The organism is Kribbella catacumbae DSM 19601 (assembly GCF_000372465.1).
GTDB classification, from domain to species: Bacteria; Actinomycetota; Actinomycetes; order Propionibacteriales; family Kribbellaceae; genus Kribbella; species Kribbella catacumbae.
This window is the reverse complement of record NZ_AQUZ01000015.1, coordinates 124,808-147,502: the sequence shown is the minus strand read 5'-3', so window position 1 is coordinate 147,502 and position 22,695 is coordinate 124,808. Positions and strand designations below refer to the sequence as shown.

Here is a 22,695-nt window from a genome sequence, read left to right as displayed (position 1 = left end):
GGAACCGCTCGATATCAGATGATATCAGGCGCTGGTGCTACCCGGAACTCGTCGGCGTGCTCCTCCGCCCAGGTGCGGTACGTCAGTGCGGGACGGCCGAGGAGAGACGCGACGGTGTCGGTCACCGGCTCGGGGGAGTCGACCAGCGAACTCCAGTAGGCCAGTGCACCGTCGGCGAAGCTCGGGTCGACGCCCTGGTCGACCATGGCCTGCCGTGCTTCGTCCGCGCTCAACTCCTCGACTCGAATCGGCTTGCCGAGCACGTCGCCCAGTACTGCGATCTGCTCCGCCTGCGTCAGCACCTCCGGCCCGGTCAGCGGGTACTTCTGCCCCACATGCTTGTCATCCAGCAACGCCCGTACTGCGACCGTCGCGATGTCACGTTCGTGGATCAACGACCGTCCAGCCCCAGGCGCCGGCATCCGTACGACGTCGCCAGTGCGGATGTCATCGGCCCACTCCTGCGTGTTGACCATGAACCCGCCCGGCCGCAAGAACGTCCAGTCGGTGTCGGCGAGCAGCACCTCGATCTCGCCCCACACCCCACTCGCGGCGGGCTGCTCGTCGTTGACGTTCAACGACGAGAGGTAGACCACGCGCGACACCTGCTTGGTCAACGCGGCCACCACGGCCTCGGCGCCCTCAGCGCTGTACGACGGCCACAGCAGGAACGCCGCATCGACCTCACTGGCGGCCCGCTCCACAGCAGCCGGGTCGTAGATGTCGCCTGCCGCCACCTCCACCTCCGACGGCAGCCCGGCAAGCAGCGGGTTCCGTACCAGCGCCCGCACATCCACCCCCGCCTCCAGTAGGCCCTGTACTACGTGGCGCCCGACGCGCCCGGTCGCTCCGGTGACGAGGATCGTGGTCATTGTCAGCAGCTCCTTGGGATAGGTGTTTGTCCACACCCTGTGACCTCAACAATGGTTCAGGTCAAGCCGGAGTAGATAGGGTGGCGCTCATGCTCGAGTTCGTGGTGCGGGTCGTGGGGGTGCTGCTCGCGTTCCTGGTGGCGCCCTTGCTGGTCGGTCAGGCCGAGCACAAGGTGATGGCGCACATGCAGTCACGCCTCGGCCCGATGTACGCCGGTGCGTTCCACGGCTGGGCGCAGCTGGTCGCCGACGGCGTGAAGTTCGTCCAGAAGGAGAGCGTCACCCCGGCGGCCGCGGACAAGCGCGTCTTCGAGTGGGCCCCGATCGTCGCGATCCTGCCGTACATGGCGGCGCTCGCCGCGATCCCGCTCGCTCCGGGCATCGTCGGCGCCGACCTGGACTCGGGGTTGTTCTACGTGCTCGCCGTGATGAGCGTCGGCGTGCTGGGCTCGCTGATGGCCGGCTGGGCGAGCGGCAACAAGTACAGCCTGCTCGGTGGTCTCCGGGTCGCGGCGCAGCTGATGAGCTACGAGCTGCCGTTCGTGTTGTCCGCGGCGAGTGTCGCGGTCGCGGCCGGCACCTTGAGCCTGACGGGCATCGTCGGCGTCTGGAATCCGTGGTGGCTGCTCTGGCAGCTGCCCGGCATGGTGGTGTTCTTCATCGCCGGACTAGCCGAGCTGCAGCGACCGCCCTTCGACATGCCGGTGGCCGATTCCGAGGTGATCTTCGGGCCGTACACGGAGTACACCGGTCTCCGGTTCGCGATGTTCCTGCTCGCGGAGTACGCCGGGATCGTCGTACTGGCCGGGCTCACCACGGTCCTGTTCCTCGGCGGCTGGGGTGGGCCGGGGCCGGACAGCATCGGCTGGATCTGGACGATCCTGAAGGTGGCGGCCGTGTCGCTGCTGGTGATCTGGGTGCGAGTGGCGTTCCCGCGGTTGCGCGCCGACCAACTGCAGAAGCTCGCCTGGCAGGGCCTCGTGCCGGTGGCGCTGCTGCAGCTCGCGCTCACCGGCATCGGGGTCGTCGTCTTTTACTAGGGGGTCGCCAGCGCCTCGGTCGGCGACAGGCGGGAAGCGCGGATCGCGGGATAGAGCCCGGCGACGCCGCCGATCACCAAGGTCGCCGCGATGCCGCCGGTCAATGCCCAGAGCGGGATGACCGTCAGCCAGCCCTGGTACGACGAGTAGGCGGCCGTGACTCCGCTGCCGAGGATCGCCCCGCCGGCACCACCCAGAGCCGAGAGCAGCAGCGACTCGGTCAGGAACTGCGTCCGCACCTGGCCCCTGGTCGCGCCGAGCGATCGCCGGAGACCGATCTCGGCCCGGCGCTCCAGCACCGAGATCACCATGATGTTGGCGACTCCCACGCCACCGACTAGCAAGGCGACCGCGCCGAGGCCGAGCAGCAACCCCGTGAACGCCTTACCCGCCGCCTGCTTCGCGGCAAGCGCATCGGAGGGGCGAGAGACCTCGACCTCGTTCGGCGCCCCGGGGTTTGCGGTGGCGCCTAGTACGTCGCGCACGGCCTCGACCTGCGCATCGCCGGAACGCGTGTAGATCTTGGTCGCGTGCCCGTCGAAGCCCAGGGTGGAACCGGCCGCCGGCCAGCCGATCAGCGCGGCGCTGTCCAGCTCTGGTGCGAGTGCGGCGGGCTCGAGGATGCCGAGCACGGTGAACCACTCGTCCCCGATCAGCACCTTGGTGTCGGTGCCGGATCGCGTGATCCCGAGCCGCTCGGCAGCCGCCGATCCGAGCACAGTCGCGGGGTACGAGCCGGTCGCCGCGTCGAGCCATCTGCCGCTGCGGACCGTTGCTCCGATGGTGGCGAGCAGATCGGTGCGAGCGGCGTACGGGACGATGCCGTTGGTCTGGATCGCAGGGATCTTGTCGCTGCGGTAGACCGACGCGTCGTCGACCCGCCCGATCGCCGACAACGCCTGCACCGGGCCGATCCGCCGGACCATCACCTCGGCGCTGAGCGGCAGCTCGGCCTGCTCCCCGGTCAGCCTGGTCCCCGGCGCGACCGTCAGGAGATTGGTGCCCAAGGCATCGAGTGTGTCGTTCAGCTCGGCCCGCGACGACGCCGAGATGCCGACCACGGCCACCATCGCCGCGATCCCGATCGCTATCCCCAACGCGGAAAGGAACGCCCGCAACGGCCGAGTCCGCAGTCCCACACCCCCAACCCGGACGACATCGCCCACTCCCAACCGCGCAGGGCGCAGCCCGCGCAGCTCAGGCGGAGCGGAGCGCGCCCGCGAGGCGACCACGCCTTCGCCCCGGCGCTCGCCCGCCGCCGACCTGCCCTCGCCCGGAGGGCGCGCACCCACCGGGCCGTCCTCGCGTGGCCCCATCAGTGCACCTCCTCGGTGATGCGGCCGTCGCGCATGTGGATCTGGCGGGGGAGGGATGCGGCGATGTCGCGGTCGTGGGTGATGATGACGACCGTCGTCCCGCCCGCGTTCAGGTCCCGGAGCAACTGCATCACCCCGGCCCCCGACACCGAGTCGAGTGCGCCAGTCGGTTCGTCGGCCAGCAGCAGTGCCGGCTCACCCGCGACCGCCCGCGCGACAGCGACCCGCTGGCGCTCACCACCCGACAACTCGTGCGGCTCGTGGTCCAGCCGATGTGCCAGGCCGACGCGTTCGAGAGCTGCCGAGGCAAGCTTGCGGCGCTGGCCACGCCGCAGACCGGAGTACAGGAGGCCGTCGGCGACGTTCTCCACCGCCCGTACGCCGGATGCCAGGTGGAACTGCTGGAAGACGAACCCGATCCGGCTCGCCCGCAACGCGGACAACCCTGAGTCGGACAGCCGCGCCACGTCGTACCGGTCGATCCGAACCTGGCCTGAGGTCGGCCGGTCGAGGGTGCCGAGGACGTTCAGCATGGTCGACTTGCCGGATCCCGACGGGCCGACGATCGCGACCAGTTCGCCGGCATCGATCCGCAGCGACACCCCGGCCAGCGCGGCGACCCCACCGGCGTACACCTTCGTCACGTCGGTCAGTTCGATCACTTCGGTACCCCCACGGCGAGTCCCGCGGTGATCCCCGCGCCACTGATCTCGACCCGGCCGCCCGCGAACAACCCGGTCTTCACCGGCAGGTACCGCGTCGTCGTGCCGTCGGCCACCTCGACCCCGAAACCGCCTTCCTGCAAGGCCAGTAGCGCGGCAACCGGTACGGTCAGCACGTTCTTCCGCTCGGCTGCCGTGAAGGTCACGTCGACGGCTGCCAGCGCGTACGGCGCTACCGCCCTCTGGTTGCTCAAGGCAATGATCACCTCGACCTTCGTCTCCGGCTCCTGGTCCTGCGACGCGGCCGGGACGATGATTGTCGACACCTCGGAGACCTTGCCCGCGACCGTCGTGTTGTCCGGCAACGCCACCGACACCGCCGCGTTCTTCTTGGCCAGCCGTTGATCCGCCGCCTCCAGCTCGACAGTCACCGCCTTGGTCGTCCCGGTGTAGCTGAGCAGCTTCTGCCCGGGCGTGACCGGATCAGAGACCGCGGCCTGCAAGCTGTCCACCCGAACCGCGGTGGGCGCGAACACGACCTGCCCCAGCTCGAGCACGCCGGTCTCGTCCAGCCCGCGATCCTCCTGCCACTCCTCGACCGCCTCGGCAGTGGCCGACGTGTACTCGTCGTCGACGGTGAAACCGTCGTACCCCAAGGCCTTCAGGTTCTGCTCGAGCTGCAGGACGTCCGGCCCTTCGCTGTCTTCAGCAAGCCGCCTGTACGCCGGCAGGGCGCCGTACATCAAGGTGGTGGGCAGGTTGTTCACCTGGAAGAGCGTCTGCCCCCGGCTGATCTGCTGCCCGCTGTCGGGAAGCCAGGTGAGCGTCCCGGCGTCCCGGTTGGTCGCCGTGGTGGTCGTGCCGTAGGCGAGCTCGCCGTCAGCTGTCTCGGTGTCCTTGAGCGTCTGCTTGGTGACCTTGGCTGTGTTGGTCAGGGCAGCAGGGCTCTGATCCGCAGCCTGGCTGCTGTCGCTCCGAGTCAGCAGAGTGGCAGTAAGCCCACCACCTGCAGCCAGTACAGCGACCGCCGTCAGCAGAGTTCTTCGAGCCATCACTTACCCGCCAGGATGCTCTGGCAGGCCTCTTGCGCCTTCGGCATGTCCGGGTCCTCCCCGGCCGACTTGTCAATCATGATTCCGCGCTGGCCGGGCTTGGGGTCCGGGAACTTCTCGACCCCGTTCTCCCGCATGCACGCGGCGAACTTCCGGCCGTTCTCCTCCTGCTGGGGGTCGGGGCCTGCCTCACCTTGCGGGTTGAACTCCTTGCAGGCCTCCATCGCCTTGTCCATATCGGCCTTGGTGACTCCGCTGCTCGGGTCCATCTTGATCATCGGGCCCTTGCCCGGTTCGGGGTCGGGCACGTTGATGCCGTTCTCCCGCAGGCACTGGGCGAACTTCATGGACTTCTCGTCCCGGGTGAGCTCGGCAGCGCCAGTACTGGCGCTAGTGCTCGTACTGGGCTTGGTGTCGCCCGACGCGACCTGACTGCCTTGGCCGTTGTCGTCGGAGCCGCAGCCGGTGAGGGTGAGGGCCAGGGCGAGAGTGGCCAGCGCGCCGAGCGAGTGCTTTCGCATCACGTCTACTCCAAGGGATAGGGATTAGTGGGTCTAGGCAAGTCGGCACGGCGTTTCCCCGCTGTTTCCTCGCCGGGGTAACGCGAGGGAAACGCGGCATCGGGGATCATGGGCAGCCACGACGGGGAAAGGTGGCGCTGCGATGCGGGTGTTGGTGGCCGAGGACGAACCGTTGCTCGCGGCAGCGATCGCCGAATGGTTGCGCGACGAGACGCACGCCGTCGACGTGGCGCCCGACGGCGCGGCCGCGCTCGAGCGACTCGCGGTCAACGAGTACGACGTACTGGTGCTGGACCGCGATCTCCCCGTCGTCCACGGAGACGAGGTGTGCCGCGAGTTGGTGGCGTCCGAGTCGGCCACGCGCGTGCTCATGCTGACGGCGGCGGCATCGGTCACCGATCGGGTGGACGGGCTCGGCCTCGGTGCCGACGACTATCTGACCAAGCCGTTCGCCTTTGCCGAGCTGGCGGCACGGGTGCTGGCGCTGGGCCGCCGCAGCCGTCCCGCCGATCCACCCGTACTACGGCGCGCCGGGGTGACGCTGGATCCTTCGCGGCACGAGGTGTTCCGTGACGGGCGTTATGTGCCGCTGGCGAAGAAGGAGTTCGCAGTACTGGCTGAGTTGTTGCGGGCGGATGGAGCGACGGTGTCGGCGGAGCAGTTGCTGGAGAAGGCGTGGGACGAGCACGTCGATCCGTTCACCGGCGCGGTCCGGCTCACCATCCTCAAACTCCGCCGCAAACTCGGCGAGCCGGCCCTCGTGGAAACCGTCACCGGAGTCGGGTACCGAATCCCATGAAACTAACCCTCCGAGCCCGCCTGACCCTGATCTACGCCGGCCTCTTCCTGCTCGCCGGCATCCTGCTGCTCGCGGTCACCTACGCCCTCTTCAACCAGCAACTCTCCCGAGACAGAGTGATCATCCGAGGCNCCTACCTCNCCNCCCCANCGGCAGGCNCCCCCGCCNCCCCCGGCTCCTCCGCCACTCCCGGTCCGGCTTCGCCTTCTGCGCCGCCGTCGCAGAGGCAGCTGCCAGGGCTCTACCTGATCAACAGTGCTGGGGACATGCTGACCGGGCCGGATGCCGAGCGGGCGATGGGGGAGCAGAACGCCCGGGTCAAGGCGGCCGCCACCAAGACCTTGCTGGGACAGGGGAGTATCGCGTTGGTCTTGGTGGGTGGCTTGGCCGCCGGATTCGGATGGCTGGTGGCCGGGCGCGTCCTGGCGCCGCTGCATCGGGTGACCGACACGGCCAAGCGAATCGCCGCCGCACCAGCCGCCGGCCGCGGCCTCCACGAGCGGATCGCCCTCAACGGCCCGGACGACGAGGTGAAGAATCTCGCCGACGCCTTCGACACCATGGTCGAGCGCCTCGACCACTCGTTCGACGGGCAGCGGCGATTCGTCGCCAACGCCTCGCATGAACTCCGTACCCCGCTCACGCTCGGCCGCGCCCTGGTCGAGGTCGCCATGCACCGCAAGACCGCCTCCGACGACCTCAAGCAACTCGGCGAGACCTTGCTCGAGATCAACGCCCGCCACGAGCAGTTGATCGCCGGCCTCCTCCTGCTCGCCGACTCGGAGAAGCAGGTCACCGCCACCTATCCGGTGAACCTCGCCGACGTGATCACCCACGTCACCGCCCAGCTCACCGCTGAGGCCGAGACCGCCGGCATCACCATCACCACGGAACCGGGCGACGCGCCGACCACCGGCGACGCGCTCCTGCTCGAGCGACTCGTCCACAACCTGGTGGAGAACGGCATCCGCCACAACCTTCCCGACGCCGGCTGGGTCCGCGTTCAGAGCCGCGCGACCGGCGACCAGGTCGAAGTCGAGGTGGTCAACAGCGGGCCCAGCGTTCCGCCGTACGAGGTGGCGGGGTTGTTCAAGCCCTTCCACCGGCTGGCCGACGACCGCCTGGTCGGGGCAAAGGGTGCCGGGCTCGGATTGTCGATCGTGCAGTCGGTCGCGCAGGCGCACAGCGGGTCGGTCAGCGCCGAACCGCGACCGGACGGCGGTTTGACGATTACCGTGAGACTGCCTGTCGATCCGGGCTGACCCTGTTCGTGTAGGGGGTAAAGGAGGCACCGATGAAGCAGTATTTGCTCAGCATCTACCAGCCCGACGGACCGGCGCCCGGGCCGGAGATCCTCGAACCGGTCATGGAGAACCTCGCGATCTTGAACGATGAACTCCGGGCGGCCGGCGCCTGGGTGTTCAGCGCCGGGCTGCACCCGCCGGAGTCCGCGACCGTACTCCGCGCCGACGGCGACGAGGTGCTGCTCACGGACGGGCCGTTCACCGAGGGCAAGGAACACCTCGGCGGGTTCACCGTCATCCAGGCTGACGACCTCGACGAGGCGCTCAGCTGGGGGCGCAAGCTCGCCACCATCCTCCAGCCACTGTCCATCGAAGTCAGACCCTTCGCCGGATGACCGACGAGCCCGAAGCCTCAGCCGACAGCCCTCCAGCGGCGGTCGGTGGGGTGTCGGTCGCGGAGGTGGCGGCGGTGTTCCGGGCCGAGCATGGCCGGGCTGTCGCCGTACTGACTCGGGTGTTCGGTGATCTCGACACCGCCGAAGACGCCGTCCAGGAAGCCTTCACGACCGCCGTCGAGAAGTGGCCCACCGCCGGACTGCCGCCCAGCCCGGCCGGCTGGATCATCACGACCGCGCGCAACCGCGCGATCGACCGCCTGCGCCGCGAATCCTCCCGTGAGGACAAGCACGCGCAGGCAGCGTTGCTACACGCCCAGGACGAACCGGTGGAGGAGGGTGCCGTGCGCGACGACCGGCTTCGGCTGATCTTCACCTGTTGCCATCCCGCGCTCGCTCTCAACGTCCGGGTCGCGCTCACGCTGCGCCTGCTCGGCGGCCTCACCACGCCCGAGATCGCCCGCGCTTTCCTCGTCCCTGAGCCGACGATGGCGCAGCGGATCGTCCGCGCGAAGGCGAAGATCCGCACCGCCGGCATCCCGTTCCGCGTGCCCTACGAGGCGGATCTCCCCGAGCGCGTCCGCGGCGTGCTGGCCGTCGTCTACCTGATCTTCAACGAGGGGTACACCGCTTCGTCGGGCGATGAGCTGATCCGCACCGAGCTCTGCCTCGAGGCGATCCGCCTCGGCCGGCTGCTGGTCGAACTGATGCCCGACGAGCCGGAAGCGGTCGGCCTGCTCGCGCTGATGCTGCTTCAAGAGTCCCGCCGCCCGGCGCGAGTGGCCGCGGATGGCTCGCTCGTCCTGCTCGCCGACCAGGACCGCGGCCGCTGGGATCGCGCGCTGATCACCGAAGGCCAAGACCTGGTACGCCGATGCCTGCGCCGCGGGCAGCCTGGCCCGTACCAGTTGCAGGCGGCGATGAACGCGGTCCACAGCGAGGCGCCCTCCGCGACGGAGACCGATTGGTCCCAGATCGTCCAGCTCTACGATCACCTGCTCGCCCTCGAACCGAGCCCGGTCATCGCCCTCAACCGAGCCGTCGCCATCGCCGAAGTCAACGGTCCGGCCGCGGGGCTCGCGCTTGTCGACGACCTGGACCTGGGTGGCTACTACCTCTTCCACGCGATCCGCGCAGGACTCCTCAAGCGCCTGGAACGACGGCAGGAGGCGGCATCGGCGTACCGGGCGGCCTTGGCGCTGACCGAGAACACCACCGAACGCGACTTCCTCCAGCGCAGCCTGGACGCCCTCTGAGATTCACCTGGTTGCTACCGCCGAGCCGTTGACCCCGCGGGCCCGGCTTGCTGTCATTGGTCCGGACCAATCACAGCAACCGGAGGAGCCTCGTGAACCGCCCCACCGCTCTCACCGCCCTGACCGCGCTAACCCTGACAACCCTCCTCACCACGACTGCCGCAGGTAGCTCAACGGCCGCGCCCGCAGCGCGCGTGCAGAAGGTGCTCGTCATCGGCATCGACGGTGCCTTGCTCAGCAAGATCCAGGCCTTCAACACTCCGGCGTTGAAGGGCTTGATCAGCTCGGGCTCCGCCAGCCCGACCACCCTGTACGCCCAGCCGTTCGCCCCGACTCTGTCCGGCCCCGGCTGGGCGACCATCGCGACCGGTGTCTGGCCCGACAAGCACAAGGTAAAGAGCAACAGTTGGGGTACCGGCACCAACCTGACGCAGTACCCGGACTTCTTGACCAGGCTGGAACGCTCCCGCCCTGAGCTGTCGACGTACGCGATCGCCGACTGGACGCCGCTGACCACCAACAGTGCCGGCCAGGCGATCTTCACCGACGAGGTGCAGCGCAAGGTCACGCTCGACGGCGACGCGCTCGGCTGGGCGGCTGCCGACGCGAAGATCGCCACCGACGCAGCGGCGTACCTGAAGGACAGTGGGCCCGACGCGTCGTTCGTGTACTTCGGCAACGTCGACATCGCCGGCCACAGCTGTGGTGCCAAGGGAGCTTGCTACCGGACCGCAGTCGAGCAGACGGACAAGCACATCGCGACCCTGCTGTCGGCGGTCCGCGCCCGGCCGACGTACGCGAACGAGGACTGGACTTATCTCGTCACGGCCGACCACGGCCACACCGACTCCGGCGGTCACGGTGGCAGTTCAGTGGCCGAGCGGTCGTCGTTCATCATCCGCAGCGGCCCCGGTACGACGCCTGGGACACCTGCGATCGCGCCGAAGAACGTCGACATCGCGGCGATCGTGCTGAGTCGTTTCGGCGTGGCGGCCGACCTCGACGGTCAGGTCCTCCCGACGTCGGGCGACCCGTTCGACTCGCTGGTGGGCTCGCTGCAGGCGCGTGCGGACGAGACCGGCGTACCGGCTGACGTGAAGGGCTGGACGCACACGACGCCGGCGGGCTGGACGATCGACAACTCGGCGATGGGGACGGGTGGAGTACGGGAATGGCAGGGCTGGTCGTTCACCACGGACGACTTCTGGACCCGAGCGGCGCCGAACCAGAGTCGCGAGAGCAACGTCCGGGCCCGCGGCGTCTTCGCTGTCGCCGACTCCGACGAGTGGTCGGACAAGACCCGCAGCGGACTCTTCAACAGCAAGCTCACCTCACCGGCGCACGACGTCACCGGCGCGGCGAACGCGACCCTGACCTTCTCCTCCCACTACCTCAAGAGCGGCGCCGAAACCGCCTCCGTCCTGGTCTCCTTCGACGGCGCCACCCCGACCCCGATCCTCACCTACACCACAGACGCCATCGCCAAGCTCGAACGCCTCAACATCCCCGTCCCGACCGGTGCCCGGACCGCCAAGCTCACCTGGTCCCTGACCAAGGGCGACAACGACTGGTATTGGTCCATCGACAACCCCCAACTGACCAAGAACTGAAGCCGGCCGTCCCGACCGACAGGACATAGTCCGGTCCACGCCAAAAGGTCACGCTCAGCGCCGACCCGGCAGCCCCCAAAATCGGCACTATGTCCTGTCGGTCGGGACGCCATCGACCAGATCAGTGGCTGATACATGCCCATCGCTAGACCGTACGGCTCGATACAGTCCAGTGCCATGGGCGACGGGTTCGAGCTGATCTGTGAGGTGGAGCCGCCGACGCGGCCGGATTTGACAAAGGTCCGGCATCAGATCGGGGTGATGAGTCCGATCGCGGACGCCTTTCTGATCCCCGACAACCACATCGGGCGGGCGACTGTTTCCAGCGTGGCGGTGGCCAACGAGGTGCAGGCGATGGGGGCGCGCGGGATCGCCTGTCTCAACTCGCGGGACCGCAATCTGCTCGGTTTCCGGCGTGACCTGCTGACGGCGGCGGCGTACGGGGTAGAGCAGTTCCTGTTCGTGCACGGCGACAACCCGACGGCCGGCGCACGGACCAGCCAGCTGACCGTGCGGACGATGATCGAGGAAGCCCGCGCGACCAGCTTCCCCGGGATCGCGCCGTTCCAGGTCGGCGCGGCGACCCGGCTGCGCGCAGTACCGGCGTGGAAGGCCGAGGCCGACTTCCTCTACGTGCAGGTCAGCTACGACCTCGACGAGCTGCTCAGGTGGCGTGACAGCGTCGCCCTCGACATCCCCGTATACGCCGGGGTGATGGTGCTGGCGAGCGCCAAGATGGCCGCCGACCTGGCCAAACTGCCTCAGCTGACCATCCCCGGCGCGCTGGTCGAGGCGGTCGAGCGGGACCGCGACGCGGGCGTCGATGCCGCCTGCGAGCAGATCCTGAAGATCCGCGACAGCGGCGCCTTCCAGGGCGTCCATGTCATCCCGGTGAGCCGCTATCGGCAGGTNGCCGCGCGCCTCGAACGGGAACTCTGACACCTCCTGGCGCCGTGACGCGGCGAAACCGACTAATGTCAGCGTGCAGGACCGACTGACGGACGGAGGAGGGGGCGTGGCTGTACCAGGGAAGGGTCTGATCGATGGCCTGAAGGTCACCGCCAAGACGCTGGGCCGCCGTGCCGTCACCGAGCAGTACCCCGACGTCCAGCCTGAGCTGGCGCCCCGGACCCGCGGCGTGATCGCGCTGATGGAGGAGAACTGCACCTCCTGCATGCTCTGCGCGCGCGAGTGCCCGAGCTGGTGCATCTACATCGACTCGCACACCGAGACCGCGCCGTCGGTCGGTGAGCAGGCCCGCGAGCGCAGCCGGAACGTGCTGGACCGGTTCGCGATCGACTTCTCCCTCTGCATGTACTGCGGGATCTGCATCGAGGCCTGCCCGTTCGACGCGCTGTTCTGGTCGCCGGAGTTCGAGTACGCCGAGACCGACCTGCGCAACCTGACCCACGAGAAGGACCGGCTGCGGGACTGGATGTGGACCGTGCCCGCACCGCAGCCGATCGATCCCGGCCCGTCGGTGATCGAACCCGCCGCGGAGGCCGAGGGGTGACCACTGCTCTCTTCTCCATCGCGGGGGCGGTGGCGCTGCTGGCCGCGGTGATGGTCGTCACGTCTCGCCGGATCGTGCACGCCGCGCTCTGGCTGGTCGTCGCGCTCGGTGCCGTGGCCGGCTGTTTCGGGGCCCTGCACGCCGAGTTCGTCGCACTGGTGCAGATCCTGGTGTACGTCGGCGCGATCGTCGTCCTGGTCCTGTTCGCGCTGATGCTGACCAAGGCGCCGACCAATCCGCTGCCCGCCCTGACCACCCGGCGCAGCCCGTTCGCCGCCGTCGTCGCGCTGGTGCTCGCGCTGATCCTCGGCTCCGGCGTTGTGCTTGCCTTCGGCAACGAAAAGCTCAAACCCGTACCGGACGGATCGGCCGAAGCAGTCGGTACTGCGGTCTTCCGCACCTGGGTGCTGCCGTTCGAGGTCCTGTCGGTGTTGCTGCTCGCGGCCCTGATCGGCGCGATCGTCTTGTCCCAGCGCACAGGGAAGAAGGGCGACTGATGCCGCTCATCATCCCGCTGCTGCTCGCCGTCGCACTGTTCTGCATCGGCGTGTACGGCGTACTGGCCCGCCGCAACGCGATCACGATGCTGATGTCGTTCGAGCTGATGCTGAACGCCGTCAACCTCAACTTGATCGCCTTCGACGCCTGGCACGTCGACGGCCTGGCCACCGGTCAGACCCTCGCGGTCTTCGTCATCACCATCGCCGCCGCCGAGATCGGGCTCGGCCTGGCGATCGTGCTGCTGCTGTTCCGTGGTCACGGCCACGTCGACGCGGATGCCGCCCGCGACCTGCTCGAGCAAGAGAGGGGTGCCGAGCAGTGATCGCCACGGCATGGCGCGTGGTCGGCGTCGGCTTCTCCCTGCTCGTCATCCTCGCGGCCGGCCTGCTGTACGGCGTCGACCCGCAGCAGACAGCTTTCGGCGGATCCTTCGTCGGCAACGACGTGTTCATCACCTACGACCTCCGCACCGACGACCTGACCGTGCTGCTGCTCGCCGTGGTCGGCGTCGTCTCGGCCTGCGTGCAGCTCTACTCGATCGGCTACCTGAACGAACGCGTCGCCTCCTACACCGCACTCGTCACCTTGTTCACGTTGTCGATGGTGACCGTGGTGGTCTCCGACAGCCTGTTCCTGCTGCTGATCGGCTGGGAACTGATGGGCGCCTGCTCGTACCTGCTGATCGGCCACTACTGGGAGCGCCGCGACGCCCGCTCCGGTGCGATGAAGGCGTTCCTGATGACCCGGCTCGGCGACGTCGGCTTCCTGTTCGGCATCTTCGTCCTGGGCCTCGGCTACGACACCTTCAAGATCTCCGAACTGGGCGACAGCCCGATCTCACCCGGCGCGCTGACCACCGGCACCCTGCTGATCCTCGTCGGCGTGATCGGCAAGTCCGCGCAGGTCCCGCTGCAGACCTGGCTCCCGGACGCGATGCCCGGCCCGAGCCCGGTCAGCGCGCTGATCCACGCGGCGACGATGGTGGCCGCTGGCGTCTTCCTGATCGCCCGCCTGTACGACGTGTTCCTCGCGGCCGAGACGACTCTCACCGTGCTGGCCGTGGTCGCCTGCGTGACGATGCTCTTCGCCGCCTTCTGCGCGATGGCAGCGGTGGAGGTGAAGCGGGTCCTCGCCTGGTCGACCGTGAGCCAGCTGGCGATCATGTTCGCCGGCCTCTCGCTCGGGACTGACGACGGGCGCCACGCGGCGCTCTTCCACCTGCTCACGCATGCCGCCTTCAAGGGTCTGCTCTTCCTCTGCGCCGGCGTGCTGCTGCATCAGGTCGGCAGCGCCGCCTTCGTCGTACTGCGCCGTTACACGCGGCGCGGTGCTTTGCGGAAACGCATGCCGGTCACCTTCGTGACGATGACGATCGGCCTCGCCGCGCTGGCCGGAGTACCGGGGTTTGCCGGCTTCTTCTCCAAGGACTCGGTGGTCGAAGCGGCTTGGCATCACGCCCGCGACGGTTCGACGGTCGGCTGGATCGTGCTCGTCTCGGTCTGCCTGACAGCGGCTCTGACCGCCTTCTACTGTGTCCGCCTGTGGCTGTGGGTGTTCTTCCGTACTCCGGCACTGGCCGGCGCGCTCGGCGCGTTCGAGGACGACGACCCGATGGCGGATCTCGAGGAGCCGGACAGCTCCAAGCTGCACGAGGGGTCCTGGCTGATGCTTGCGCCGCTGATCGTGCTGGCTCTTGGTGCCGTTGGACTGGGGTACGCCGATGGCCTTCATCTCAACTGGGCGATCGCGCTGGCGACGACGGTGCTCGCGGTGTTCGGCGCGCTCCCGGCGTACTCGCTGTGGCGGCGTGGGGCTGATCCGCGGCCGGTCGTGCTCGAACGCGAGTTCGGGGTGGATCCGGCGTACCAGCGGGTGCTCGTCGTACCGGTGGAGTGGCTTGCCAGGCTGACCGTCGGTGGCGATCGGGATGTCATCGGGGCTTATGTCCGGGCGACCGGGCGGGCCGGCGTACTGGCTTCTGCTGGGTTCCGAAAGCTGCAGACGGGCAATGTGCAGACCTACCTGACGGCAGCGGTCGTCGGTGTCGTCGCACTCGCGATCCTTGCAGGGGTGATCGGCTCATGAGCCTCTTGCTGATCGCGCTGCTGGCGGTGCCGGCGCTGACCGCGGCGGTCCTGTGGGCTTTGCCTGCGGGGACAGGCGATCGTGTGGCGGCGATCGTCGGCTCGGTCGTCTCGGGTGGTGTCCTGGTCGGCTCAGCCGTGCTCTGGTGGGATCTGGTCCGGCCTCATTGTCCGTGCACTTACAGGCTGGAAAGCTTTCTCGGTCCGCCCCCCAGAACCCTGCCGGGCAAGATCTACGCGTACGCCGAGACCGACATCTCCTGGATCCCCGAGCTGGACGTGCGGTTCCACCTCGGCATCGACACCATCTCGATGCCACTGATCGCGCTGACCGCGCTGCTCGTCTTTCTCTGCTGCCTGTACTCACTGCGGATCACCCCGCGCGCCGGCCGGACCCGCTCGCTGATCGCGCTGCTGCTGATCATCGAGACCGGCGTGATCGGGACGTTCTCGGCGCTCGACCTGGTGCTGTTCTTCCTGTTCTTCGAGGTCGTGCTGATCCCGATGTGGCTGGTGATCGACATCTGGGGCGACGAGCACGACCGGGCCGGGCGGCGTCGCGCGGCGACCACGTTCGTACTGATGACGGTGCTCGGGTCAGCCGTGATGCTGCTCGGTTTCCTGCTGGTGCATCGCCAGGCGGGCACGTTCGATCTCGAGGTACTGGGTGAGAATCCGGTCGCGGGTGGGCACGGGATCGCGCTCGTCGCGGCGGTGCTGATCGCGGTCGGGCTGGCCGTGAAGATGCCGCTCTGGCCGTTGCACATCTGGTTGCCCGATGCCCATGCCAAGGCGCCGACGGTCGGCTCGGTGCTGCTCGCCGGAGTACTGCTGAAGCTCGGCAGCTACGGCATGATCCGGATCCTGCTGCCGGTACTGCCCGACGCGACGGCGACCATAGCGCCGTACCTGGCCGGCTTCTCGACCGTCGCGATCATCGCCGGGTCGCTGGCCTGTCTCGCGCAGACCGACGTCAAGCGGCTGATCGCGTACTCCAGCGTCGGCCACATGGGTTTCATCGGGCTCGGCATCGCCACCATGTCGCCGGAGGGACTGGCCGGCGCGCTGTACGCGAACATTGCCCACGGCATCATCACCGGCCTGCTGTTCTTCCTGGCCGGGGGGATCAAGGACCGGCACGACACCAGCGACCTGCGCACGATCGGCCGCGCCCTGTACGCCCGGCTGCCGCGGCTCAGCGGGCTGCTCACCTTCGCCTGCCTGGCCTCGTTGGGGCTGCCCGGGCTGGCCGGCTTCTGGGGCGAGATGCTGATCCTGCTCGGCGCCTACCATCCCGGCGATTCGTTGCCCCGGACAACATTCCTGGTGCTGATGGTGATCGCCGGGCTGGGCGCGGTACTGACGGCCGCGTACTTCCTCCGGCTGATCCGCCAGCTCTGCCAGGGTGATCCCGCCGACAATCCGGCGACTGCCTTCGCGGTCGACGTGAGCCGGATCGAGTTGATCACCTGGGCGCCGCTGATCGTGCTCACCGTGCTGCTCGGGCTCTGGCCGTTCACGCTGCTCGACTACTGGACGTTCTCATGACGATCACCTGGACCGACTGGCAGGCGACCGCCGTACCGCTGCTCCTGGCGCTCGGGGCTGTCGCCGTACTGCTGATCGACGGGTTCTGGCGCACCGGCACCAAGCAGCTCAAGCACACCGTGATCACGCTGATCACCGGTGGCGTGATCCTCTTCGGGCTCGTCTTCGTCATGTCGCAGCGGGACGCGTTCAAGCCCGCCTTCTGCCGTACCGCGGTCGAGGGTCCGGCGGAGTGCAGCCTCGTGCTCGAACCGCTGACGATCGGGTTGTGGGCCGTGCTCCTGATCGGCGGGCTCGGGGTCGTCGGCCTTTCGGCGTACCGGCTGCTGTCCGCGGACATCCCGGTGGGGGAGTACCACTTCCTGCTGCTCAGCGCGCTCGTCGGCGCGACCGTGCTGGCCGGCGCGCGCGATCTCGCGACGGTGGTCATCGCTTTGGAAGTTGTTTCGCTGCCGAGCTTCGCGATGGTCGCCCTGCGCCGCGATCGGCGTGGCTCCGAGGCGGCTCTGAAGGCCTTCCTGGTGTCGGTCCTCTCGACGGCCGTGATGCTCTTCGGCATCTCCTACCTGTACGGCGTGACCGGGTCGCTCTACCTGCAGACGATCGCGACGCGGATGCCGGGGATCGACCCGGATCTGCGCCGGGTCGCCTTCGCGGCGGGGTTGTTCGTGATCGTCGGGTTCGGCTTCAAGATCGCCGCCGTCCCGTTCCACGGCTGGCTGCCCGACACGTACTCCGGTGCGCCGGTCGAGGTCACCGCGTTTCTCGCCGTCGTGTCGAAGTCGGCCGGCGTGGCAGGGCTGCTCGTGCTGGTGACCTTCGGAGTCGCGCCGTCTGGCTCGGATCTGCGGATCGTCGTCGCCATCCTGGCAGCCGTCACCATGACGGTCGGCAACCTGGCAGCCCTGCGTCAGGTCGAGGCGGTCCGCCTGCTCGCGTGGTCGTCGATCGGCCAGGTCGGCTTCCTGCTGGCGCCACTCGCGGTCGGCGACGCGCAGGCGGTCGTTGCCTACCTGGCGGCGTACGTGGTGGTCACCCTCGGCGCCTTCGGTGCGGTCGCGGTTGTCCAACGGCATCGGCCCGGTGGGCTGTTCTTGTCGGACTACCGCGGCATGGTCCGCTCAGAGCCCGGCCTCGGCGTCGCGCTGGTCTTCTTCCTGATGGTCCTCGCTGGCCTACCCCCGGGACTGGCTGGCCTCTTCACCAAGTTCGCCGCCTTCCAGGCCGTCATCGACGCCCACTACGGCTGGCTGGCCCTGGTGATGGCTCTCAACGTGATGATCGGCCTGGCCGTCTACCTCCGCTGGGTCGCCGAACTCTTCCGTCTCCCCGCCGACGACCCGTTCTCCGTCAACATCGAGTCCCCAGCCGTCGGAGTCATCTCACTCTGCGCCGGGGCGGCCGTCGTCCTGTCCATCCTCCCCGGCACCCTCTTCGCCCTCGCCGGCTGAGCACAACGCCATTGCCGGCGGGTGTGGCGAGAGGTGGGTGTGGCTGGGGCGAAGTCAGCCGACCCGGCCACGCCGCGAGAGACGCCGACCGGGGAGGAAAATACGCCCGCCCGCGGCGAGAGTCCGCCCCAAACCCGGCAAAAAACCTCCCCACCCCCGACGTCCAGTCCGCCAGCAGCCGCCGAGTGCCGACAGTTGGTTCCGCCGAAGGGAACGGTCCGGGATGGCTGGTCCACTGGCCGGTTCTGTTACCGATGGCGCGCTGCAGAGCCTGTTGGGATATGGGTCTGGGGTTGGCGTTGTGTCCCGACCGACAGGAAGTAGTGCCGGTTCTGAGGTCGGCCGCGGCCTGTGTGAGCGTGGCGCGCGGCCGAACGGTCGACTACTTCCTGTCGGTCGGTACACGATCGGCCGCTGCGGAGCCAGTTCGCAACAGGCTCTACAACCGGCTAGCCGACCCCCGGCAACACCGCGAATGACCCACGGCTCCGTCAGGAGAGCCTTCATTCGTCCCCTTTCACTCGTCGCGGCCTCTCGCCTGAGGTGATCGACACCAGAACGGGTGAAAAGGGGGCGAATGAACGGAGGGTGCTGCTCGTGCCCGCGGTCGCGCAAGACCAGCCCTCAATCAGACAGGTTCTATTGCTGTCCCAGGATCGCCACCGACGAGATGCCGCTCGCTGCGGTTTTTGTCACGGTCTTCGGGGTGAGGGCCAGGCGCAGGATCGTGTCGTAGTCGATGGACTCGACCTTGTCCGTCGTCTGTTCCTGACCGGCGAGGATCAGCAGCTTTCGCGGGCTCGTCACCTCTACGCCGTACTTCGTGGTGGCGAAGGCCCGATTCTCGGAGCTCTGGAAGTAGTCCTCGTACTGCGTGAGCCGCGCGACGCCGTCAGATGCGGTGGTCGGCCTCTTGCGCTTCTTGCCGTCCTTGGCCGTCTCGAGCAGGGGCAACGCGAGGTCGCCGATGATGTGGGTGCCGTCTGCGCGCTCGAGGATGAAGTCCGGCGTGACCGCAGTACCGTCCTCGCGCTCGAGCACCGGCTCACGGACCAGCTGCGTCGCGTCGAAGGCCGCCAGCAGGATCCCCTCGTGCTGCTGCAGGAACTCGCCCACTGTCGTCTTGTGGAGGCCGTGCTGGTAGGTGCTGCCGAAGGGCTCGGACTTGAGCAGCTCGCTGGGCGGCACGCTCAAGGTGCCCACCGGGTCGAGGTGTGGCGCCGAGTTCACCAGGCTGTCCAGGTACGCGCGGTACTTGTCGGCCGGCTCGGAGCGGTGGATCGCGATCGCCAGGAAGGTCCAGTGCGCCCTGGCGTCGGTCACAAGCAGCACGCGATGCAGCGCCGAGTAGTTGCCCGGCGCGAACTGCAGCAGCTTGCCGTCGCCGGTCCCCACCAACTCGCGCTCGCTCTGTGCGCCCGGGTACCGGGTCCCCAGCGCTTTGCGGCCGGCCTCGGTGGCGATGGTCGCGTCCTGGTAGACGTCCTCGTCACGCAGGATCAGCACCGGCTTGGAGCCCTTGGCGTCGGCGAAGTACTCGTCGATGCTCGCGGCCTTCTGCCGCCGTACCTCCAGCGACCGGTACTCCCGGCTCACGCCGACCAGCTCCAGGATGTTCCAGTCCGGCGTCTCGGTCAGCACCAGCTGCCGCGGATAGACCAGCACCCCCGCCAGCTCCCGCGAGTGACTCGTCGGCAGATGCTCACTCACGCTCTTGAGGTGCTCCCCCCAGAACTGACTGTTCACCTTCACGAACTCAGTGGGTTTCATCGCCCGCGTCTCCTCGCTCCAACTCAACCAACCCGACCCAACAACCAACCCCCACCATCTTGCCCCTATTCCCCGCCCCGACAACGAAACAGCCCCCAACCGCGTCTCCGCGATCGGGGGCTGTCACAGCTCCTGTGGCAGGTGCAGGGTTCGAACCTGCGTAGGCATAAGCCGACAGATTTACAGTCTGCTCCCTTTGGCCACTCGGGCAACCTGCCAGGGTGCTGCCGGTTCGTGAACCGGCGTGAGAGACGATACAACAGACAGTGCCCCTGACAGCAAATCGGAAAGACAGCAGCGTCAGAAAGGACGTGCCCATGGCTTCGGAGTCCTCCTTCGACATCGTGAACAAGGTCGATCAGCAGGAGGTGGACAACGCCGTGAACCAGGCGGCGAAGGAGATCAGCCAGCGGTTCGACTTCAAGAACGTGGATGCGGGCATCAAGCTGTCCGGCGAGGCGATCGACATCCAGGCGAACACCGAGGAGCGCTGCAACGCGGTCCTCGACGTCCTCAAGGACAAGCTGGTCAAGCGGCAGATCTCGCTGAAGGGCCTGGAGGCCGACGAGCCCAAGCTGTCCGGCAAGATCTACAAGCTCAACGCCACGATCAGCGCGGGGATCACCCAGGAGAACGCGAAGAAGCTGTCCAAGCTGATCCGCGACGAGGGCCCCAAGGGCGTCAAGGCGCAGATCCAGGGCGACGAGCTGCGGGTCTCCAGCAAGAGCCGCGACGACCTGCAGACCGTCCAGTCCCTGATCAAGGGCCAGGACCTCGACTTCGCGGTCCAGTTCGTCAACTACCGCTGACCCGTACTCCGTGCCGCGCGTGCGCCGGTGGATCCGGGAGGACTTCGGTCTGGACGTGACCGAACTCACCCCGGTCCACCACGGCGCTGCTTGCGTTTGCTGACGGTCAGCAGAGTGCGAACGCGCCCGGGATCGCCGCGTCGAGCGCGTCGAAGTCGAGATGCGAGATCGACGGCGTACCGGCGTTCGCGCCCTTCTTCAGCGTGCCACCGGCCATCGTGCCGTGGCTGTTGATCAGCGTGGACGTGGTCGCGCCGGCCGCGGTGGCCAGATGCTGGATTCCGGCCGGACACAGGTCCGGCAGGAACTGGGCAGCAAGGTCACCGAACGGCACCCAGTTCGCCGAACCGGCCATGCCCTGTGCCGCGTGGGCGTTCAGGTTGGTCTTGAAGCAGAAGTGCGCGTTGGCCGGTGCCGCCGCGATTCCCACGATCGCGACCGTGCCGACTCCTGTCATGAGCGCACGGCGAAGCAATCTGTTCATGGTGTTTCCCCTCCCCACGCGGGCACCCCTTGTCCGCGACTTACTGGACTGTGACACGGGTCACGCGGCAGAGACAAGATCATTCGAGTGCCGTCGCGACCACCCAGAGCAGCCACCGCCACGCCCAACTGCTGATACACCGTCTCACTTGCAAGAACGCTGTGTTAGTTAGCGGTGGCGCATCCAGATGTTGGGTTCGCGGTAGATGCCGGAGTCGGCCTCGTAGTCGATGGCGAGGGTGGTCAGGCCGTCGGGGATGACGTAGGTGCCGGTGGCGGGGAGGGCTAGGCCGGTCCACTTTTCCCAGTCGCCGACTGTGCCGGTCATGGTTTGGGAGGCGGGAGCGGGCGCGAGGATAGTGGCGCCCAGGCGGACGTGGGTGCGGAGCCAGGGGTCGAGGGGGAGGCCGTCGGGGCGGGTCCACGTCATGAACTCGGCGATGTCGATCAACGGGTACGACGACTTGAGTGTCGGTCGTACGGGGGCGATCACCTGCGACAGGCCAGCCTCGACCGCGCGATCCCGTACTGCGGTGATCACCCGGCTCGCATGTCCCTTGCCCTGCTCGTCGTTGCGGACCGCGGCCGCCATCAGCACGAAAGTATTCGGCACCACCCCGGCCTCATGCGACTCCACCGACCGAGCCAGCGAGTCAGTGAAGCCACCAGGCAGATCCGCCACGGACCCGTCCCAGGCGATCGGCACTCCCCAGCACCCACCGATCAGCCGGCGATCGTCGTCGACCAGGTAGAACTCCCACTCCCGGAAGTACGCGATCCGCCGTTCCCGATAAGGCTTCACGCCCTCGTCGTGGAAGATGAACTCCGGCCACTCCTCGACGAACCGCCGGCCCGCTTCCTCATCCAGTTCGGGCGCAGTGGCGACCGGTATCAGCTCATACATGCCGTGAAGGTTAGGCGCCGCGCCCACCACCAGCCACCGCATTCCCAGCCCGTACTGCGCGGGGCGCGCCGCCCAGTTCGCGGTGGCAGGCCTTGTTGAAGGCCTGGAGGTCGGCGATGCCTACGGAGGCGGCTACAGCTGGGATAGAGAGAGTGGAGGAGACAAGTAGGTGTCGGGCGCGAGCCATGCGGCGCTGGCGGATGTAGGCGACCACTGTCAGCCCGGTCTCGGCGCGGAAGAGTCTGGTCAGGTGGTTGTGGGAGACGCCGGCAGCGGCAGCCAGTGACGGCACGGTCAGGACCCTGGCCAGGTTGGCCTCGATGTAGCTGATTGCCGCCGACACTGCCGAGTGCCCGGCCGCCGCGCCGCCTTCGGTGAGTGGCGCCGACAGCTGGGCGACCCGCCAGAGTGCAGCCCACACCTCAGCCACTACTCGAGCAGAGCCGCTGGGTGAGGCCCCAATGGCCGATCGGAGCATGTCGGACAGTACGGGCGCCGCAGTACCGGCGTCTTGCACGACCTGTACGTACGACGGCTCGCCCACGATCCGAGGGCGGAAGTGCGCGAAGAGGTGCTCCGAGCGCCCTCGATAGTCGAACTGAACCTGTACTCCGGCCGGCGTCAGGCTGACCGAGCCGGGGGCGACCGGATACGTCGTCCCGCCCATCGTCAGGTCGGCCGAGTATCCGTAGAGATGGAGCTGCCACAGATCCGGAAGCCGGAACACATCCCGCAGCCCACGCACCCCATGCACTCCCACGCCCACGTTGACCAAGTCGGGAGGCTCAGCCAGATAGAGCGGGATCATGGTGAGAAATTACCACCAGTGGTGAACTCAGCCCACGCGAAACCACAACCCTCCTAC

22 protein-coding genes, 1 tRNA gene and 1 pseudogene are annotated in these 22,695 nt (G+C 68.0%); 14 read left to right on the top strand and 10 right to left on the bottom strand.

All coding sequences use genetic code 11. The features are described from left to right. Nucleotides 1–14: 14 nt before the first annotated feature. Nucleotides 15–872, bottom strand: coding sequence for an NAD(P)H-binding protein (locus tag A3ES_RS0117935; RefSeq protein WP_020388217.1), 858 nt, complete (start codon nucleotides 870–872; stop codon nucleotides 15–17). Nucleotides 873–961: 89 nt separating this feature from the next. Here A3ES_RS0117935 and A3ES_RS0117930 point away from each other — a divergent pair, with 89 nt between their 5' ends. After that, the gene (locus A3ES_RS0117930; RefSeq protein ID WP_040454932.1) at nucleotides 962–1,912 is read left to right on the top strand and encodes a complex I subunit 1/NuoH family protein; all 951 of its coding nucleotides are present in this window, start codon (nucleotides 962–964) and stop codon (nucleotides 1,910–1,912) included. Here the strand turns inward: A3ES_RS0117930 and A3ES_RS0117925 are convergent. Genes A3ES_RS0117925 through A3ES_RS0117910 form a run of 4 tightly spaced genes read right to left on the bottom strand, consistent with a single transcriptional unit; the run spans nucleotide 1,909 to nucleotide 5,463 of the window. Continuing rightward, complete coding sequence (locus tag A3ES_RS0117925; RefSeq protein ID WP_083933506.1) at nucleotides 1,909–3,228, bottom strand: ABC transporter permease; 1,320 nt, start codon at nucleotides 3,226–3,228, stop codon at nucleotides 1,909–1,911. The genes A3ES_RS0117930 and A3ES_RS0117925 overlap by 4 nt on opposite strands. Then, nucleotides 3,228–3,890, bottom strand: coding sequence for an ABC transporter ATP-binding protein (locus A3ES_RS0117920; protein WP_020388214.1), 663 nt, complete (start codon nucleotides 3,888–3,890; stop codon nucleotides 3,228–3,230). Before A3ES_RS0117920 ends, A3ES_RS0117925 begins: the two co-directional genes overlap by 1 nt. Beyond that, the gene (locus A3ES_RS0117915; RefSeq protein ID WP_020388213.1) at nucleotides 3,887–4,942 is read right to left on the bottom strand and encodes a peptidoglycan-binding protein; all 1,056 of its coding nucleotides are present in this window, start codon (nucleotides 4,940–4,942) and stop codon (nucleotides 3,887–3,889) included. The genes A3ES_RS0117920 and A3ES_RS0117915 overlap by 4 nt, the downstream gene beginning before the upstream one ends. Continuing rightward, the gene (locus A3ES_RS0117910; RefSeq protein ID WP_020388212.1) at nucleotides 4,942–5,463 is read right to left on the bottom strand and encodes a hypothetical protein; all 522 of its coding nucleotides are present in this window, start codon (nucleotides 5,461–5,463) and stop codon (nucleotides 4,942–4,944) included. Before A3ES_RS0117910 ends, A3ES_RS0117915 begins: the two co-directional genes overlap by 1 nt. A gap of 142 nt (nucleotides 5,464–5,605) precedes the next feature. Here A3ES_RS0117910 and A3ES_RS0117905 point away from each other — a divergent pair, with 142 nt between their 5' ends. The 12 genes and pseudogenes from A3ES_RS0117905 (at nucleotide 5,606) to A3ES_RS0117850 (ending at nucleotide 17,864) form a co-directional block, all read left to right on the top strand. Next, a complete protein-coding gene (locus tag A3ES_RS0117905; protein ID WP_020388211.1) occupies nucleotides 5,606–6,262 on the top strand; it encodes a response regulator transcription factor in 657 nt (218 codons plus the stop codon). Continuing rightward, the gene (locus tag A3ES_RS0117900; protein WP_020388210.1) at nucleotides 6,259–7,524 is read left to right on the top strand and encodes a sensor histidine kinase; all 1,266 of its coding nucleotides are present in this window, start codon (nucleotides 6,259–6,261) and stop codon (nucleotides 7,522–7,524) included. The genes A3ES_RS0117905 and A3ES_RS0117900 overlap by 4 nt, the downstream gene beginning before the upstream one ends. A gap of 32 nt (nucleotides 7,525–7,556) precedes the next feature. Next, on the top strand, nucleotides 7,557–7,901 hold the full coding sequence (locus tag A3ES_RS0117895; protein WP_020388209.1) for a YciI family protein: 345 nt from the start codon (nucleotides 7,557–7,559) through the stop codon (nucleotides 7,899–7,901). After that, nucleotides 7,898–9,157 (top strand): RNA polymerase sigma factor, encoded by a 1,260-nt coding sequence (locus A3ES_RS0117890; RefSeq protein WP_020388208.1) that lies wholly within the window; start codon nucleotides 7,898–7,900, stop codon nucleotides 9,155–9,157. Before A3ES_RS0117895 ends, A3ES_RS0117890 begins: the two co-directional genes overlap by 4 nt. Before the next feature lie 92 nt (nucleotides 9,158–9,249). After that, nucleotides 9,250–10,767 (top strand): alkaline phosphatase family protein, encoded by a 1,518-nt coding sequence (locus A3ES_RS0117885; protein WP_020388207.1) that lies wholly within the window; start codon nucleotides 9,250–9,252, stop codon nucleotides 10,765–10,767. Nucleotides 10,768–10,902: 135 nt separating this feature from the next. After that, a complete protein-coding gene (locus A3ES_RS0117880) occupies nucleotides 10,903–11,706 on the top strand; it encodes a methylenetetrahydrofolate reductase (protein WP_475008784.1) in 804 nt (267 codons plus the stop codon). A 211-nt stretch (nucleotides 11,707–11,917) separates the two neighbouring features. Continuing rightward, a pseudogene (locus A3ES_RS56075) lies at nucleotides 11,918–12,133 on the top strand (4Fe-4S binding protein); the annotation flags it as partial. A 143-nt stretch (nucleotides 12,134–12,276) separates the two neighbouring features. Continuing rightward, nucleotides 12,277–12,777, top strand: coding sequence for an NADH-quinone oxidoreductase subunit J family protein (locus A3ES_RS0117870; RefSeq protein ID WP_020388204.1), 501 nt, complete (start codon nucleotides 12,277–12,279; stop codon nucleotides 12,775–12,777). Then, nucleotides 12,777–13,103, top strand: a complete 327-nt coding sequence (gene nuoK / locus A3ES_RS47485; RefSeq protein WP_020388203.1) for an NADH-quinone oxidoreductase subunit NuoK — start codon at nucleotides 12,777–12,779, stop codon at nucleotides 13,101–13,103. The genes A3ES_RS0117870 and nuoK overlap by 1 nt, the downstream gene beginning before the upstream one ends. Further along, nucleotides 13,100–14,866, top strand: a complete 1,767-nt coding sequence (locus tag A3ES_RS0117860) for an NADH-quinone oxidoreductase subunit 5 family protein (protein WP_020388202.1) — start codon at nucleotides 13,100–13,102, stop codon at nucleotides 14,864–14,866. The genes nuoK and A3ES_RS0117860 overlap by 4 nt, the downstream gene beginning before the upstream one ends. Next, on the top strand, nucleotides 14,863–16,413 hold the full coding sequence (locus A3ES_RS0117855; RefSeq protein WP_020388201.1) for a complex I subunit 4 family protein: 1,551 nt from the start codon (nucleotides 14,863–14,865) through the stop codon (nucleotides 16,411–16,413). The genes A3ES_RS0117860 and A3ES_RS0117855 overlap by 4 nt, the downstream gene beginning before the upstream one ends. Then, nucleotides 16,410–17,864: an NADH-quinone oxidoreductase subunit N gene (locus A3ES_RS0117850; protein ID WP_020388200.1), complete on the top strand. Its 1,455-nt coding sequence runs from the start codon at nucleotides 16,410–16,412 to the stop codon at nucleotides 17,862–17,864. The genes A3ES_RS0117855 and A3ES_RS0117850 overlap by 4 nt, the downstream gene beginning before the upstream one ends. Before the next feature lie 639 nt (nucleotides 17,865–18,503). Here A3ES_RS0117850 and A3ES_RS0117845 read toward each other — a convergent pair. Together A3ES_RS0117845 and A3ES_RS0117840 are read right to left on the bottom strand one after the other, a co-directional pair. Continuing rightward, the gene (locus A3ES_RS0117845; RefSeq protein WP_020388199.1) at nucleotides 18,504–19,634 is read right to left on the bottom strand and encodes a hypothetical protein; all 1,131 of its coding nucleotides are present in this window, start codon (nucleotides 19,632–19,634) and stop codon (nucleotides 18,504–18,506) included. 135 nt (nucleotides 19,635–19,769) lie between these two features. Further along, nucleotides 19,770–19,852 (bottom strand) — tRNA-Tyr (locus A3ES_RS0117840). A gap of 99 nt (nucleotides 19,853–19,951) precedes the next feature. On the opposite strand from A3ES_RS0117840, the gene A3ES_RS0117835 reads away from it, so the two are divergent. Continuing rightward, nucleotides 19,952–20,443, top strand: coding sequence for a YajQ family cyclic di-GMP-binding protein (locus tag A3ES_RS0117835; RefSeq protein ID WP_020388198.1), 492 nt, complete (start codon nucleotides 19,952–19,954; stop codon nucleotides 20,441–20,443). A 106-nt stretch (nucleotides 20,444–20,549) separates the two neighbouring features. On the opposite strand, the gene A3ES_RS0117830 is transcribed toward A3ES_RS0117835, so the two are convergent. The 3 genes from A3ES_RS0117830 to A3ES_RS0117820 form a co-directional block, all read right to left on the bottom strand. Beyond that, complete coding sequence (locus A3ES_RS0117830; RefSeq protein WP_157630580.1) at nucleotides 20,550–20,927, bottom strand: hypothetical protein; 378 nt, start codon at nucleotides 20,925–20,927, stop codon at nucleotides 20,550–20,552. Nucleotides 20,928–21,095: 168 nt separating this feature from the next. Beyond that, complete coding sequence (locus A3ES_RS0117825) at nucleotides 21,096–21,830, bottom strand: GNAT family N-acetyltransferase (protein WP_020388196.1); 735 nt, start codon at nucleotides 21,828–21,830, stop codon at nucleotides 21,096–21,098. A gap of 10 nt (nucleotides 21,831–21,840) precedes the next feature. Continuing rightward, entirely contained in the window at nucleotides 21,841–22,638 is a 798-nt protein-coding gene (locus tag A3ES_RS0117820) for an AraC family transcriptional regulator (protein ID WP_020388195.1), read from the bottom strand. Nucleotides 22,639–22,695 lie beyond the last annotated feature (57 nt).

Excerpts from the sequence above, each read along its gene's own strand:
- A3ES_RS0117935 (WP_020388217.1), bottom strand. The coding sequence starts at position 872 with ATGACCACGATCCTCGTCACCGGAGCGACCGGGCGCGTCGGGCGCCAC.
- A3ES_RS0117930 (WP_040454932.1), top strand. The coding sequence starts at position 962 with ATGCTCGAGTTCGTGGTGCGGGTCGTGGGGGTGCTGCTCGCGTTCCTG.
- A3ES_RS0117925 (WP_083933506.1), bottom strand. The coding sequence starts at position 3,228 with ATGGGGCCACGCGAGGACGGCCCGGTGGGTGCGCGCCCTCCGGGCGAG.
- A3ES_RS0117915 (WP_020388213.1), bottom strand. The coding sequence starts at position 4,942 with ATGGCTCGAAGAACTCTGCTGACGGCGGTCGCTGTACTGGCTGCAGGT.
- A3ES_RS0117910 (WP_020388212.1), bottom strand. The coding sequence starts at position 5,463 with ATGCGAAAGCACTCGCTCGGCGCGCTGGCCACTCTCGCCCTGGCCCTC.
- A3ES_RS0117905 (WP_020388211.1), top strand. The coding sequence starts at position 5,606 with ATGCGGGTGTTGGTGGCCGAGGACGAACCGTTGCTCGCGGCAGCGATC.
- A3ES_RS0117895 (WP_020388209.1), top strand. The coding sequence starts at position 7,557 with ATGAAGCAGTATTTGCTCAGCATCTACCAGCCCGACGGACCGGCGCCC.
- A3ES_RS0117890 (WP_020388208.1), top strand. The coding sequence starts at position 7,898 with ATGACCGACGAGCCCGAAGCCTCAGCCGACAGCCCTCCAGCGGCGGTC.
- nuoK (WP_020388203.1), top strand. The coding sequence starts at position 12,777 with ATGCCGCTCATCATCCCGCTGCTGCTCGCCGTCGCACTGTTCTGCATC.
- A3ES_RS0117855 (WP_020388201.1), top strand. The coding sequence starts at position 14,863 with ATGAGCCTCTTGCTGATCGCGCTGCTGGCGGTGCCGGCGCTGACCGCG.
- A3ES_RS0117850 (WP_020388200.1), top strand. The coding sequence starts at position 16,410 with ATGACGATCACCTGGACCGACTGGCAGGCGACCGCCGTACCGCTGCTC.
- A3ES_RS0117845 (WP_020388199.1), bottom strand. The coding sequence starts at position 19,634 with ATGAAACCCACTGAGTTCGTGAAGGTGAACAGTCAGTTCTGGGGGGAG.
- A3ES_RS0117835 (WP_020388198.1), top strand. The coding sequence starts at position 19,952 with ATGGCTTCGGAGTCCTCCTTCGACATCGTGAACAAGGTCGATCAGCAG.
- A3ES_RS0117830 (WP_157630580.1), bottom strand. The coding sequence starts at position 20,927 with ATGAACAGATTGCTTCGCCGTGCGCTCATGACAGGAGTCGGCACGGTC.
- A3ES_RS0117825 (WP_020388196.1), bottom strand. The coding sequence starts at position 21,830 with ATGTATGAGCTGATACCGGTCGCCACTGCGCCCGAACTGGATGAGGAA.
- A3ES_RS0117820 (WP_020388195.1), bottom strand. The coding sequence starts at position 22,638 with ATGATCCCGCTCTATCTGGCTGAGCCTCCCGACTTGGTCAACGTGGGC.